Genomic DNA, 15,121 nt, shown 5'->3' with positions numbered 1-15,121 from the left:
AGGAACGAATTCCCGCCAAATTTAGGGGTACAAGAGTCTAAAGAGGATCTTGCCCCCAGTCAAGGCAAGGCCCCGACCTCCCCCTCCATCGAAACCCGACAAAACTGTCTTGTTCCGACGAACGGGGCTGCCAGGGCCCGGACTTATTTATCGCAGAACTCAGTTACCGCTAGAGTTCAGCGCTTCGGTCAGTGCAGCTTCCACTTCACTGGCGCTTACGCGCAGCGGCTTGTCGAGTTCACGGCGACGCTTGCGCTCGCTGTGGTAGGCCAAGCCGGTACCGGCCGGGATCAGACGACCCACAACCACGTTTTCTTTCAGGCCGCGCAGGTAATCGCGCTTGCCGGTTACCGCCGCTTCGGTCAGTACGCGAGTGGTCTCCTGGAAGGAGGCCGCCGAGATGAACGATTCGGTGGACAACGACGCCTTGGTGATACCCAGCAACACGCGAGTGAACTTGGAAACAAATTTCTCTTCGGTTGCCAGACGCTCGTTTTCTACCAGTACGTGAGTCAGTTCCATCTGGTCGCCCTTGATGAAACTCGAATCGCCGGATTCAGCGATTTCAACTTTACGCAGCATCTGACGCAGGATGGTCTCGATGTGCTTATCGTTGATCTTCACGCCTTGCAGACGGTAAACGTCCTGGATCTCGTTAACGATGTACTTGGCCAGCGCACTCACACCCAGCAGACGCAGGATGTCGTGTGGATCGCTCGGGCCGTCGGAGATAACTTCGCCGCGGTTTACCTGTTCGCCTTCGAAGACGTTCAGGTGACGCCACTTCGGAATCAGCTCTTCATACGGATCGCTACCGTCGTTCGGGGTAATGACCAGACGGCGCTTGCCCTTGGTCTCTTTACCGAACGCGATGGTGCCGCTGACTTCAGCCAGGATCGACGCTTCTTTCGGACGACGAGCTTCGAACAAGTCGGCAACACGCGGCAGACCACCGGTGATGTCACGGGTCTTCGAAGTTTCTTGCGGGATACGCGCGATAACATCACCGATCGCGATCTTCGCACCATCCGCCACACCGACCAGGGCGTTGGCTGGCAGGAAGTACTGAGCGATAACGTCAGTGCCTGGCAGCAACAGATCCTTGCCGTTGTCATCGACCATCTTCACGGCAGGACGGATGTCTTTACCGGCAGCTGGACGATCTTTGGCGTCGAGGACTTCAATGTTGGTCATACCAGTCAATTCGTCAGTCTGACGCTTGATCGTGATGCCTTCTTCCATGCCCACGTAGGTCACGGTACCTTTCATTTCGGTAACGATTGGGTGAGTGTGCGGATCCCACTTGGCCACGATTGCGCCAGCGTCGACCTTGTCACCTTCTTTAACCGAAATCACAGCACCGTACGGCAGCTTGTAACGCTCACGCTCACGACCGAAGTCATCAGCGATCGCCAGCTCACCGGAACGGGACACAGCAACCAGGTGGCCATCCACTCGCTCAACGTGTTTGAGGTTGTGCAGACGGACAGTACCGCCATTCTTCACCTGAACGCTGTCAGCTGCGGAGGTCCGGCTTGCCGCACCACCGATGTGGAACGTACGCATGGTCAGCTGGGTACCCGGCTCACCGATGGACTGGGCAGCGATAACGCCGACCGCTTCACCGATGTTCACCTGGTGACCACGAGCCAAGTCACGGCCGTAGCACTTGGCGCAGATACCGTAGCGGGTTTCGCAGCTGATCGGCGAGCGAACAATCACTTCGTCGATGCTGTTGAGTTCGATGAACTCGACCCACTTCTCATCCACCAGGGTGCCGGCAGGAACGATGATTTCCTCGGTACCTGGCTTGAACACATCACGGGCGATAACACGACCCAATACGCGCTCACCCAGCGGCTCTACAACGTCACCGCCTTCAATGTGCGGAGTCATCAGCAGGCCGTGCTCGGTGCCGCAATCGATCTCGGTTACAACCAGATCTTGTGCAACGTCTACCAGACGACGAGTCAGGTAACCGGAGTTAGCGGTTTTCAACGCGGTATCCGCCAGACCTTTACGAGCACCGTGAGTAGAGATGAAGTACTGAAGTACGCTCAAACCTTCACGGAAGTTCGCAGTAATCGGCGTTTCGATGATGGAGCCGTCCGGCTTGGCCATCAGGCCACGCATACCGGCGAGCTGACGGATCTGCGCAGCAGAACCCCGTGCGCCCGAGTCGGCCATCATGTACATCGAGTTGAAAGACTCTTGATCGACTTCGACGCCATGACGGTCGATGACTTTCTCTTTCGAGAGGTTGGCCATCATCGCCTTGGAAACTTCGTCGTTGGCCTTGGACCAAAGGTCGATCACTTTGTTGTACTTCTCGCCCTGGGTTACCAGGCCGGAGGCGTACTGGCTCTCGATCTCTTTCACTTCATCAGTGGCAGCACTGATGATGCGGGCTTTTTCATCCGGGATAACGAAGTCGTTAACACCGATGGAAACGCCGGAAATGGTCGAATAAGCAAAACCGGTGTACATCAACTGGTCAGCGAAGATCACGGTCTCTTTCAGACCAACCACGCGGTAGCATTGGTTGATCAGCTTGGAGATCGCCTTTTTCTTCATCGGCAGGTTGACGACGTCGTACGACAGACCTTTTGGCACAACCTGGTACAACAGCGCACGGCCGACAGTGGTGTCGACGATACGGGTGTTGCTCACGCTGCCGCCGTCACGGTCGTTGACCGTTTCGTGGATGCGCACCTTGACCTTGGCGTGCAGTGCGGCTTCGCCAGCACGGAACACACGGTCAACTTCTTGCAGGTCAGCGAACACACGACCTTCGCCCTTGGCGTTGATCGCTTCACGGGTCATGTAGTACAGACCCAATACAACGTCCTGCGACGGAACGATGATTGGCTCACCGTTGGCTGGCGACAGGATGTTGTTGGTCGACATCATCAACGCACGCGCTTCCAACTGGGCTTCCAGTGTCAGCGGTACGTGCACGGCCATTTGGTCGCCGTCGAAGTCGGCGTTGTACGCAGCACAGACCAGAGGGTGCAGCTGGATAGCCTTACCTTCGATCAGTACCGGTTCAAACGCCTGGATACCCAGACGGTGAAGGGTCGGTGCACGGTTGAGGAGGACCGGGTGTTCGCGAATCACTTCAGCGAGAACGTCCCAAACCTCTGGTAGTTCGCGCTCGACCATTTTCTTGGCCGCTTTGATGGTGGTCGCGAGACCGCGCATTTCCAGCTTGCCGAAGATGAACGGCTTGAACAGCTCAAGAGCCATCTTCTTAGGCAGACCGCACTGGTGCAGACGCAGGGTCGGGCCTACGGTAATTACCGAACGACCGGAGTAGTCAACACGCTTACCGAGCAAGTTCTGACGGAAACGACCTTGCTTACCCTTGATCATGTCAGCCAAGGACTTCAGAGGACGCTTGTTGGAACCGGTAATAGCGCGGCCACGACGGCCGTTGTCGAGCAGGGCATCGACCGCTTCTTGCAACATACGCTTTTCGTTGCGCACGATGATGTCCGGAGCGGACAGATCAAGCAGGCGCTTCAAGCGGTTGTTACGGTTGATCACGCGGCGGTACAGGTCGTTGAGGTCGGACGTCGCGAAACGACCACCGTCCAGCGGTACCAGCGGACGCAGGTCTGGCGGCAGAACCGGCAGAACGGTCAGCACCATCCACTCTGGCAGGTTGCCGGAACCCTGGAAGGCTTCCATCAACTTCAGACGCTTGGACAGTTTCTTGATCTTGGTTTCGGAGTTGGTTTGCGGAATTTCTTCACGCAGGCGGCCAATCTCGTGTTCCAGGTCGATAGCGTGCAGCAGTTCGCGGACAGCTTCGGCACCCATGCGGGCATCGAAATCGTCGCCGAACTCTTCCAGCGCTTCGAAGTACTGCTCGTCGTTGAGCAGCTGACCCTTTTCAAGGGTGGTCATGCCTGGATCGATAACGACATAGCTCTCGAAGTAGAGAACGCGTTCGATATCACGCAGGGTCATGTCCATCAGCAAGCCGATACGGGACGGCAGCGATTTCAGGAACCAGATGTGGGCAACCGGCGAAGCCAGCTCGATGTGCGCCATGCGCTCACGACGAACCTTGGCCAGCGCAACTTCAACGCCGCACTTCTCGCAGATCACACCACGGTGCTTCAAGCGCTTGTACTTACCGCACAGGCACTCGTAATCCTTTACCGGGCCAAAGATCTTGGCGCAGAACAGGCCGTCACGCTCAGGTTTGAACGTACGGTAGTTGATGGTTTCCGGCTTTTTAACTTCACCGAACGACCACGAACGGATCATCTCAGGCGATGCCAATCCAATACGGATGGCGTCGAACTCTTCGACTTGACCCTGGTTTTTCAGCAAATTCAGTAGGTCTTTCAAGGCCTTTCCTCCTGGCGGAGCAGAGAGCGGGCTAAACAGCCCCGCTCTCGATTCGCGTCACGTGTTATTCGGTTTCCAGATCGATATCGATGCCGAGGGAACGAATTTCTTTGATCAACACGTTGAAGGACTCGGGCATGCCCGGCTCCATACGGTGATCGCCGTCCACGATGTTTTTGTACATCTTGGTACGACCGTTCACATCGTCCGACTTCACTGTGAGCATTTCTTGCAGAGTGTATGCAGCACCGTATGCTTCCAGTGCCCAGACCTCCATCTCCCCGAAACGCTGACCACCGAACTGAGCCTTACCACCCAGCGGCTGCTGGGTAACCAGGCTGTAAGAACCGGTAGAACGAGCGTGCATCTTGTCGTCTACCAAGTGGTTCAGCTTCAGCATGTACATGTAGCCAACAGTAACCGGGCGCTCGAACTTGTTGCCGGTACGGCCGTCGAACAGCTGCATCTGGCCGCTTTCTGGCAGGTCTGCCAGTTTCAGCATGGCCTTGATTTCGCTTTCCTTGGCACCGTCGAACACCGGGGTAGCCATTGGAACGCCGCCGCGCAGGTTCTTCGCCAGATCCAGGATTTCCTGGTCGGAGAAAGTGTCCAGCTCTTCTTTGCGGCCGCCGATCTCGTTGTAGATCTCGTGCAGGAACTTACGCAGGTCTGCGACCTTGCGCTGCTCTTCGATCATACGGTTGATCTTCTCGCCCAGACCTTTGGCCGCGAGGCCCAGGTGGGTTTCAAGGATCTGACCAACGTTCATACGCGAAGGTACGCCCAACGGGTTGAGGACAACGTCGACCGGGGTGCCATTGGCATCGTGCGGCATGTCTTCAACCGGCATGATCACCGAGACCACACCTTTGTTACCGTGACGACCGGCCATCTTGTCGCCCGGCTGGATGCGACGACGGATTGCCAGGTAAACCTTGACGATTTTCAGCACGCCTGGAGCCAGGTCATCGCCCTGCTGCAGTTTGCGCTTCTTGTCTTCGAACTTGTCGTCCAGCAGACGGCGGCGATCAACGATGTAGGCCTGGGCCTTCTCGAGCTGCTCGTTCAGAGCGTCTTCAGCCATGCGCAGTTTGAACCACTGGCCGTGCTCAAGACCGTCGAGGATTTCGTCGGTGATGTCCTGACCTTTCTTCAGACCTGCGCCGCCTTCGGCCTTGTGGCCTACCAGGGCGGAACGCAGACGCTCGAAGGTCGCGCCTTCGACGATACGGAACTCTTCGTTCAGGTCCTTGCGGATCTCGTCGAGCTGGGTCTTCTCGATGGACAGTGCACGAGCATCACGCTCAACGCCGTCACGGGTGAAGACCTGTACGTCGATGACAGTACCCTTGGTACCGGTAGGTACGCGCAGGGAGGTGTCTTTAACGTCGCTGGCTTTTTCACCGAAGATGGCACGCAGCAGCTTCTCTTCCGGAGTCAGTTGAGTCTCGCCTTTCGGAGTGACCTTGCCGACCAGGATGTCGCCAGCGCCAACTTCAGCACCTACGTAAACGATACCGGCTTCGTCCAGCTTGTTCAGAGCAGCTTCACCCACGTTCGGGATGTCTGCAGTGATTTCCTCAGGCCCAAGCTTGGTGTCACGCGCCACGCAGGTCAGTTCCTGGATGTGGATCGTGGTGAAGCGATCTTCTTGAACCACACGCTCGGACAGGCAGATGGAGTCTTCGAAGTTGAAGCCGTTCCACGCCATGAACGCGATGCGCATGTTCTGACCCAGAGCCAACTCACCCATATCGGTGGAAGGACCGTCGGCCATGATGTCGCTACGCTGAACGCGATCACCCTTGCTCACCAGCGGGCGCTGGTTGATGCAGGTGTTCTGGTTCGAGCGGGTGTATTTGGTCAGGTTGTAGATGTCGACACCGGCTTCGCCAGTTTCAACTTCGTCATCGGCAACACGAACCACGATACGGCTGGCATCAACAGAGTCGATCACGCCGCCACGACGAGCCACGACGCAAACGCCGGAGTCACGGGCTACGTTGCGCTCCATGCCGGTACCTACCAGCGGCTTGTCAGCGCGCAGGGTCGGTACAGCTTGACGCTGCATGTTGGAACCCATCAACGCACGGTTGGCGTCATCGTGTTCCAGGAACGGGATCAGCGACGCCGCAACAGAAACTACCTGCTTGGGCGATACGTCCATCAAGGTGACGTCTTCTGGCGCCTTGACGGTGAACTCGTTCAAGTGACGAACAGCTACCAGCTCGTCGATCAGGACTTTCTTGTCGTTCATCGTGGCCGAAGCCTGAGCGATCACGTGATCAGCTTCTTCGATGGCGGACAGGAAAACGATCTCGTCGGTGACCAGGGCGTCTTTCACCACACGGTACGGGCTCTCGAGGAAGCCGTACTGGTTGGTGCGCGCATAGGCAGCCAGGGAGTTGATCAGACCGATGTTCGGACCTTCCGGCGTTTCGATCGGGCAAACACGACCGTAGTGCGTCGGGTGAACGTCACGAACTTCAAAGCCTGCACGCTCACGGGTCAGACCGCCCGGGCCCAGTGCAGAAACACGGCGCTTGTGGGTGATCTCGGAGAGCGGGTTGTTCTGGTCCATGAACTGCGAAAGCTGGCTGGAACCGAAGAACTCTTTCACCGCCGCAGCCACTGGCTTGGCGTTGATCAGGTCTTGCGGCATCAGGCCTTCGCTTTCGGCCATCGACAGACGCTCTTTGACCGCACGCTCAACACGCACCAGGCCAACGCGGAACTGGTTCTCGGCCATTTCGCCTACGCAGCGAACACGACGGTTACCCAGGTGGTCGATGTCATCGACGATGCCTTTGCCGTTACGGATGTCGACCAGAGTCTTCAGGACCGCAACGATGTCTTCCTTGCACAGCACGCCCGAACCTTCGATCTCGGTACGACCGATACGACGGTTGAACTTCATCCGGCCGACCGCAGACAGGTCATAGCGCTCAGGGCTGAAGAACAGGTTGTTGAACAGGGTTTCGGCAGCGTCTTTGGTTGGTGGCTCGCCAGGACGCATCATGCGATAGATCTCGACCAGCGCTTCCAATTGGTTGCTGGTGGAGTCGATCTTCAGGGTGTCGGAGACGAACGGACCGCAGTCGATATCGTTGGTGTACAGGGTCTCGATGCGAACAACCTGGGCCTTGGCGATTTTTGCCAGGATCTCGGTGTTCAGCTCGGTGTTGCACTCAGCCAGGATCTCGCCTGTCGCCGGGTGAACGATAACCTTGGCGGTAGTGCGACCCAGGACGTAGTCCAGAGGCACGTCCAGCGACTTGATACCGGCTTTTTCGATCTGGTTGATGTGGCGCGCAGTAATACGACGGCCAGCCTCAACAATGACCTTGCCCTTCTCATCCTGGATATCCAGGACGGCAATTTCACCACGCAGACGCGAAGCAATCAGCTCCAGGCTGAGGGTTTCATCCTTCAGGCTGAATACGTTGGTGGTGTAGAAAGCGTCCAGCACCTGCTCGGTGGTGTAGCCGAGCGCGCGCAGCAGTACCGAGGCCGGCAGCTTGCGACGACGGTCGATACGCACGAACACGCAGTCTTTAGGGTCGAACTCGAAGTCCAACCACGAACCACGGTACGGAATGATCCGCGCGGAGTACAGGAGCTTGCCGGAGCTGTGCGTCTTGCCGCGATCGTGGTCGAAGAACACGCCCGGGGAACGGTGCAGCTGGGAAACGATTACACGCTCGGTACCGTTGATAACGAAGGTACCGTTCTCAGTCATCAATGGGATTTCGCCCATGTAGACTTCTTGCTCTTTGATGTCCTTGATCGCTTTGTTCGACGATTCTTTGTCGAAAATGATCAGACGAACTTTTACCCGCAAAGGTACGGCGTACGTAACACCGCGCAACACGCATTCTTTGACATCAAATGCCGGTTCGCCCAGGCGATAACCGACGTACTCCAGCGCAGCATTGCCGGAGTAGCTGATGATCGGGAAAACGGATTTGAAGGCCGCATGCAGGCCCACGTCGCGGAACTGATCTTTGGTCGCTCCCGCCTGCAAGAATTCACGATACGAATCCAGCTGGATAGCCAGAAGGTACGGGACATCCATGACGTCCGGCAACTTGCTAAAGTCCTTGCGGATACGTTTTTTCTCAGTATATGAGTAAGCCATCAGCGTTCCCCAGCTTGGTCACCTGCTTGTTTGGCCCTCCCGACGGGAGCAGCCAGAAAATCTTGCAAACCCCATGGTTTGCACCACCGCATCGGGTGGCTACAGCGCGTTAGTGGCGGCGACCGAGTCGACAGCCAAGAACGGAAAAAGGCCGGTGGCAAGAGCCACCAGCCATCAGCCTTCAGCTTAACGCTTGGGCTGGAAACGCAAGGTCGATGCTTACTTCAGCTCGACTTTAGCGCCTGCTTCTTCCAGTACTGCTTTGGCTTTGTCAGCGGCGTCTTTCGACACTGCTTCCAGAACCTGGGCAGGAGCGCCGTCAACTACAGCCTTGGCTTCTTTCAGGCCCAGACCGGTCAGTTCACGTACTGCCTTGATCACGTTTACTTTCTTCTCGCCAGCTTCCAGCAGCATGACGTTGAATTCGGTTTGCTCTTCAGCAGCAACAGCAGCAACAGCTGGGCCAGCGGAAGCAGCGGCAGCGGAAACGCCGAATTTTTCTTCGAAAGCTTTGATCAGCTCAACAACCTGCAGAACCGACATTTCAGCTACGGCGTTGAGGATATCGTCTTGGGAGATAGACATTGCTGTATTTCCTGAATTGGGGGACGGCCTACGCGGCCATCGAAATAAACAAAAAAACGCGAGAGAAGTTGCTCAGCCTTAGGCTGCTGCAGCTTCTTTTTGCTCGCGAACTGCGGCCAGAGTACGAGCCAGCTTGCTGGTAGCGCCTTGAATCACGCTCATCAGCTGCGAAATAGCTTCGTTACGGGTCGGCAGTGTTGCCAGTACGTCGATTTGGTTAGCTGCGAGGAACTTGCCCTCGAACGCAGCTGCCTTGATCTCGAACTTATCCTGACTCTTGGCGAATTCCTTGAACAAACGGGCAGCAGCGCCTGGATGATCCTTGGAGAACGCGATCAGAGTCGGGCCGGTGAACACGTCGTTGAGGACACTGTATTCAGTGTCAGCAACAGCGCGCTTGAGCAGGGTGTTACGTACAACACGTACGTATACGCCAGCTTCACGAGCCTCTTTACGGAGTCCGGTCATAGCGCCTACTGTCACACCACGGGCATCAGCCACGACAGCGGACAGAGCAGCTTTGGCAGCCTCGTTGACTTCAGCGACGATGGCCTTCTTGTCTTCGAGATTAATTGCCACGGGTTTAACTCCTGCTTGTTACCGTTTCATCTGGCCTAGGCCGGATGTCGTTTTGGTGTCTGATTCGGTAAGGAACCGGGAGCACCATCTGCGTAGGCTTGATGGTTTAAGACTTGCGTCGCCTACGGTCTTGGATAGCCCCCGCCAGGCAGGGACCCCAATTTTTTCAACTGGCGCGATCTCTCGCGCCAGTTTGTGTCTTATACGTCCAGCGAGCCTTGGTCGATGACCAGACCTGGGCCCATAGTGGTGCTCAGGGTAACGCGCTTGACGTAGATACCTTTCGAGGAAGCTGGCTTGATACGCTTCAGATCAGCGATCAGGGCTTCAACGTTTTCCTTCAGCTTGACGGCGTCGAAGCCGACCTTGCCAACGGAGGTGTGAATGATGCCGTTTTTGTCAGTGCGATAACGAACCTGGCCAGCCTTGGCGTTTTTAACCGCGGTAGCTACGTCTGGAGTTACGGTACCGACTTTCGGGTTAGGCATCAGACCACGTGGACCCAGGATCTGACCCAACTGACCTACAACGCGCATTGCATCCGGGGAGGCAATAACTACGTCATAGTTCAGGTCGCCGCCTTTCATTTCGGCAGCCAGGTCGTCCATGCCAACGCGATCGGCGCCAGCGGCCAGAGCAGCTTCAGCTGCCGGGCCTTGGGTGAAGACAGCAACACGTACAGTCTTGCCAGTACCGTGTGGCAGCACAGTAGCGCTACGAACGACCTGGTCGGATTTACGTGGGTCAACACCCAGGTTTACAGCAACGTCAACGGACTCGCTGAACTTGACAGTCGACAGCTCGGTCAGCAGAGCAGCAGCGTCTACAAAATTGTAGGACTTGCCCGCTTCGATTTTGCCGGCGATAGCCTTTTGGCGCTTGGTCAGCTTAGCCATTACACACCCTCCACGTTAAGGCCCATGCTACGAGCAGAACCGGCGATGGTACGCACGGCTGCATCCATATCAGCTGCAGTCAGATCCGCGTTTTTGGTTTTCGCGATTTCTTCCAGCTGAGCACGAGTTACGGTGCCAACCTTAACGGTGTTCGGACGAGCGGAACCGCTAGTCAGACCTGCAGCTTTCTTCAACAAAACCGAAGCCGGGGTCGACTTGGTTTCGAAGGTGAAGCTACGGTCGCTGTATACAGTGATGATCACTGGAGTCGGCAGACCTGGCTCAATACCCTGAGTACGGGCGTTGAAGGCCTTGCAGAACTCCATGATGTTCACGCCGTGCTGACCCAGAGCTGGACCGACGGGTGGGCTAGGGTTGGCCTGAGCGGCCTTCACTTGCAGCTTGATGTAAGCGGTAATCTTCTTGGCCATGAGGCACTCCAATTACGGGTTCAAGCGCCTCGAAAGGCTCCCCGGTTACTTGCGCGTTTATCCCAGTGACGACAAAACCCCACAGCCTAAGGCTGCGGGGTTGGGATGCTTTGTCAGCTAGACCTTTTCGACCTGACTGAACTCCAACTCTACCGGGGTAGAGCGACCGAAAATGAGCACCGCCACTTGGATCCGGCTCTTTTCGTAGTTAACTTCTTCGACAGTGCCGTTGAAATCAGCAAACGGACCATCAGTGACACGAACAACCTCGCCCGGTTCGAACAACGTCTTCGGCTTCGGCTTGTCGCTACCGTCAGCAACACGACGCAGAATCGCTTCCGCTTCCTTGTCAGTGATCGGCGCAGGCTTATCGGCGGTACCGCCAATGAAGCCCATGACGCGAGGGGTATCCTTGACCAAGTGCCAAGTACCCTCATTCATGTCCATCTGTACCAGCACGTAGCCAGGGAAGAACTTGCGTTCGCTTTTGCGCTTCTGGCCATTACGCATTTCAACCACTTCTTCAGTGGGAACCAGAATTTCGCCGAAGCCATCTTCCATGCCTGCCAGCTTTACGCGCTCTAGCAAAGAGCGCATGACATGCTTCTCGTAACCCGAGTAAGCATGCACAACGTACCAACGCTTAGCCACGGGACACCCTTAGCCAACAATCAAGGAAACAAGCCAGCCGAGCAGGGAATCAAGCCCCCACAACAGCAACGCCATAACCAAAACAACAGCCACAACAATCAGCGTGGTCTGCGTGGTTTCTTGGCGAGTCGGCCAAACGACTTTACGTATTTCGGTGCGAGCTTCCTTAACCAGTACGGCGAAAGACTTACCCTTTACAGTCTGCAGACCGATGAAGACAGCCGCAGCAGCGAGAGCGAGCAATACGAGTACGCGGTACAGGATCGGCGAAGCAGAATAATACTGATTGCCAACAACGCCTACGACCACCAAAGCGACGACAGCGAGCCACTTAACCAGATCGAAACGAGAGCTTTGAGCTTCAGCCTTAGGAGTCATCTATGAAGATCCTGTGAAAAGAAAGCCAGATACACCACGTGAATCTGGCAGGTCAGGAGGGAATCGAACCCCCAACCTACGGTTTTGGAGACCGTCGCTCTGCCAATTGAGCTACTGACCTAAAACAAAATCAGGCCGACCATTATGCAGGCCTGAAAAAGACTTTACAACAACCAACCCCAAGAGACTTGAAACAACCCGACAACACCAGGTAAAAAAGAATCAAGCCGAGACAGCTGTTAAAACAAAGGCAGATATTTTCATATCTGCCTTGTTATATGGAGCTCTTGAGCGGATTTGAACCGCTGACCTCACCCTTACCAAGGGTGTGCTCTACCAACTGAGCTACAAGAGCAAAACACCTTGCACAACCTGCAAACTTGGAGCGGGTAGCGGGAATCGAACCCGCATCATCAGCTTGGAAGGCTGAGGTTCTACCACTAAACTATACCCGCGGAGCTTGCAGCTCACGCTAAAAATGGTGGAGGGGGAAGGATTCGAACCTTCGAAGTCGTAGACGTCAGATTTACAGTCTGATCCCTTTGGCCGCTCGGGAACCCCTCCTAAGCGAGCCGGCATTTTACATTACGCCGACCTTCTGTCAAGCATTTTCTCATTAAAAATATGAGGTTAGCTGCGTGACGATCGCTTCACATCAATTTCCCAAGTAGGTCATCGCTGTGGAGCGGGCGCCATTCTATGCAAACTATTCGACACTTGCAATGCCTTCGCACGGCATTATTTTATGTTTTAACTCATTGAATTCATTAGCAAGGCTTTCAAACGGCAGATCGTCAGCCAAGCGGCGACTTTCAGGTGCCACACGCAACCAAAAAGCGGGCATACCTGCACCAGCCAATGACTGGATCCTGACCTTGATATCCAGACTGGTCAGGCGCTGCTCGAGGAACTGCGCCTGCTCCTGACTGGCAAAGCCGCCAATATACAAGCAATCGGCCGGCGCTTCTGACGCCCTGGGCCGATCACGACGGGTCATTGCGTCGGCTGACTCACTCAGCAATTGAATATCCTGCTGAGAGCCCCGATATAGCGCCAGGGGCGTTACATCCTTCGCACGCAACGGGGCCTCTTGCTGGTGCCAGATGTAATAAAAGACATTGAGAACCAGCAACAACAGAAACAACCAACGCATAGAAACCTCAAGACAAAGGGCATGCCATCGCCAGACCAACAAATACCAGGTCCGGAACGAACCGAGCGCCTGGCAGAGCATCGGCGACTAACTCAGCATCACCACCCGTAAGGAATACTGAGAAGTCTTCGCCCCAGTAACTCTGGGCCAGCTCCAGTTGCGACTCAGCGAAGCCGCGAAGCATGAGCGTACAACCACGCTCTACGGCTTGTGCAGTCGTACGTCCAGGCACCAGGCTTTCCAGCGCACGCTCAGCTGCAACATCGTCATAACGTATTTTACGGGTGTGGGTTCGCAGCTGATTGCGCATCAGCGGCATGCCAGGGCAGATAAATCCCCCAAGATGCTCGCCATCCGCCGTAATGAAATCAGCAGTGGCCGCCGTACCAAAATCCAGCACCAAACATGCTCCAGAGGCCAGGCGGAAGCCTCCCAGCATTGCCAACCAACGATCCAGCCCCAGACGGGCATATTCCTCATATCCATTGCGCACACCCGCCATCTCACGCGACGGCGCAGCACAGCTTATAGAGACACCAAAAGCGGCAACCAACACGCCGACCAGACGATTCGTCTCCTCCTGGGCGCGCACGCTCACCAACCTACAGTGTTGCAGTGAAAGACCAGCCAATGAATGGAGACCACCCAACAACGCCACATCGGAATCCACAACGCCTTCAGCGAAAACGACCGCCTGGTTCGCCTCCAGAACTCGCCATTTGATGAAGCTATTCCCACAGTCGAGCTCAAGAATCATCACGCAACCTCAGGCTTAACTCACCGCCACTGTATATTTTCTCAACACCATCCACTTCAAGACGCAGCGCGCCCTGACCGTCAATACCTAGCACAACCCCGTCTACTTGGTTAACACCGGCGATCAATGACACCGCCCTGCCCTGCCATAGATGACTCCGCTCCCACTCCTCGCGGATCACCGAGAAGCCGGAATCTCTATGACGCTCGAGATAAGCCTGCAATGCCTGACCCAGGTGAGCGACCAGATGATTTCGATCTACCCTGCGACCCGTTTCGAGCTGTATCGATGTCCACTGCTGATCAACTTCTGCGGCGCTTTGCATGTTGGCATTGATACCAATACCGAGCACTACATGGCACACATCAGCAGGATCACCTACCAACTCAAGAAGGATGCCCGCAATCTTTTTTGACCCAACAAGAACATCATTCGGCCATTTCAAACCCGAACCCTGAACACCCAAGTCGCGCAGGGTTTGCATTACCGCCAAGCCCACCACAAGACTCAAACCCTCGAGCTGTCGCAAACCACCATCGATACGAAGTACAAGGCTGTAGTAAACATTCTGTGCAAACGGACTTACCCACTTACGCCCTCGACGCCCCCTGCCTGCAGTCTGCTGCTCCGACAGAACCAGGAACGGCGCCGCCTGCCCCACATCGATTAGACGCAAAGCTTCGGCATTCGTGGAGTCGATGGTATCCGAGATGAAAACCGAACCCGCACAAACCGGCGACTTCAAGGCGATCTCGTCAGCACTCAATAGAACCAGCGGGGATGCCAATTGATAGCCTTTCCCCCTGACCTTATGAATCGTCAGGCCCAGCTCAACCTCCAGATGCTGGAGCTGTTTCCACACAGCACTACGACTGACACCCAGGACCGCACCTAGCGCTTCACCCGAGTGGAATCGGCCATCTTTCAGAAGTTTTAACAACGTCAGCATGCAGGTCTCGCCTCACAATGAGGCACGCATGATAGCCATGCGCAGAGCCATTGCATAGAAAGCAACATAACAGGCGATAGAGCAACCTCAACTAGACAACCGACCAAGCATTTTCCGGTTTTCGACCGCCCAAAACAAAACCCCAACTGCTTTCGCAATTGGGGTTTCGGAATTTAATCTTGACGATGACCTACTCTCACATGGGGAAACCCCACACTACCATCGGCGATGCATCGTTTCACTGC

Annotated in this window: 11 protein-coding genes and 4 tRNA genes; all 15 read right to left on the bottom strand. The window is 55.7% G+C overall.

Annotation, left to right across the window (positions count from 1 at the left end; translation table 11 throughout):
• Positions 1-159 precede the first annotated feature (159 nt).
• The 15 genes from rpoC to birA all read right to left on the bottom strand — a co-directional run bounded on the left by rpoC (position 160) and on the right by birA (position 14,876).
• The gene (gene rpoC / locus AC19YY_RS27315; protein ID WP_169951377.1) at positions 160-4,359 is read right to left on the bottom strand and encodes a DNA-directed RNA polymerase subunit beta'; all 4,200 of its coding nucleotides are present in this window, start codon (positions 4,357-4,359) and stop codon (positions 160-162) included.
• 64 nt (positions 4,360-4,423) lie between these two features.
• Positions 4,424-8,497 carry a DNA-directed RNA polymerase subunit beta gene (gene rpoB, locus AC19YY_RS27310; protein ID WP_029299252.1) on the bottom strand — a complete coding sequence of 1,358 codons (4,074 nt, stop codon included), beginning with the start codon at positions 8,495-8,497 and terminating at the stop codon, positions 4,424-4,426.
• A gap of 219 nt (positions 8,498-8,716) precedes the next feature.
• Entirely contained in the window at positions 8,717-9,082 is a 366-nt protein-coding gene (rplL, locus tag AC19YY_RS27305; RefSeq protein WP_003210093.1) for a 50S ribosomal protein L7/L12, read from the bottom strand.
• Positions 9,083-9,160: 78 nt separating this feature from the next.
• Complete coding sequence (gene rplJ / locus AC19YY_RS27300) at positions 9,161-9,661, bottom strand: 50S ribosomal protein L10 (protein ID WP_003176433.1); 501 nt, start codon at positions 9,659-9,661, stop codon at positions 9,161-9,163.
• Positions 9,662-9,861: 200 nt separating this feature from the next.
• On the bottom strand, positions 9,862-10,557 hold the full coding sequence (gene rplA / locus AC19YY_RS27295; protein WP_003176434.1) for a 50S ribosomal protein L1: 696 nt from the start codon (positions 10,555-10,557) through the stop codon (positions 9,862-9,864).
• A complete protein-coding gene (gene rplK, locus AC19YY_RS27290; protein WP_003210097.1) occupies positions 10,557-10,988 on the bottom strand; it encodes a 50S ribosomal protein L11 in 432 nt (143 codons plus the stop codon). The genes rplA and rplK overlap by 1 nt, the downstream gene beginning before the upstream one ends.
• Before the next feature lie 117 nt (positions 10,989-11,105).
• Complete coding sequence (gene nusG, locus AC19YY_RS27285; protein ID WP_003176436.1) at positions 11,106-11,639, bottom strand: transcription termination/antitermination protein NusG; 534 nt, start codon at positions 11,637-11,639, stop codon at positions 11,106-11,108.
• 9 nt (positions 11,640-11,648) lie between these two features.
• Positions 11,649-12,017 (bottom strand): preprotein translocase subunit SecE, encoded by a 369-nt coding sequence (gene secE / locus AC19YY_RS27280; RefSeq protein ID WP_076964128.1) that lies wholly within the window; start codon positions 12,015-12,017, stop codon positions 11,649-11,651.
• Positions 12,018-12,062: 45 nt separating this feature from the next.
• Positions 12,063-12,138: transfer RNA gene (locus AC19YY_RS27275), tRNA-Trp, on the bottom strand.
• A 158-nt stretch (positions 12,139-12,296) separates the two neighbouring features.
• Positions 12,297-12,372: transfer RNA gene (locus AC19YY_RS27270), tRNA-Thr, on the bottom strand.
• A gap of 26 nt (positions 12,373-12,398) precedes the next feature.
• Positions 12,399-12,472, bottom strand: a tRNA-Gly gene (locus AC19YY_RS27265).
• Between the two features lie 24 nt (positions 12,473-12,496).
• Positions 12,497-12,581, bottom strand: a tRNA-Tyr gene (locus AC19YY_RS27260).
• Positions 12,582-12,723: 142 nt separating this feature from the next.
• A complete protein-coding gene (locus AC19YY_RS27255; RefSeq protein WP_170041633.1) occupies positions 12,724-13,170 on the bottom strand; it encodes a hypothetical protein in 447 nt (148 codons plus the stop codon).
• A gap of 7 nt (positions 13,171-13,177) precedes the next feature.
• Complete coding sequence (locus AC19YY_RS27250; RefSeq protein ID WP_170041632.1) at positions 13,178-13,927, bottom strand: pantothenate kinase; 750 nt, start codon at positions 13,925-13,927, stop codon at positions 13,178-13,180.
• Complete coding sequence (gene birA, locus AC19YY_RS27245; protein ID WP_500605139.1) at positions 13,917-14,876, bottom strand: bifunctional biotin--[acetyl-CoA-carboxylase] ligase/biotin operon repressor BirA; 960 nt, start codon at positions 14,874-14,876, stop codon at positions 13,917-13,919. Before birA ends, AC19YY_RS27250 begins: the two co-directional genes overlap by 11 nt.
• Between the last annotated feature and the right edge of the window lie 245 nt (positions 14,877-15,121).

The sequence above is a fragment of the Pseudomonas sp. MF09156 genome (assembly GCF_059862305.1).
The sequence above is the reverse complement of the archived record's forward strand: the minus strand, read 5'-3'. Positions and strand labels throughout refer to the sequence as shown.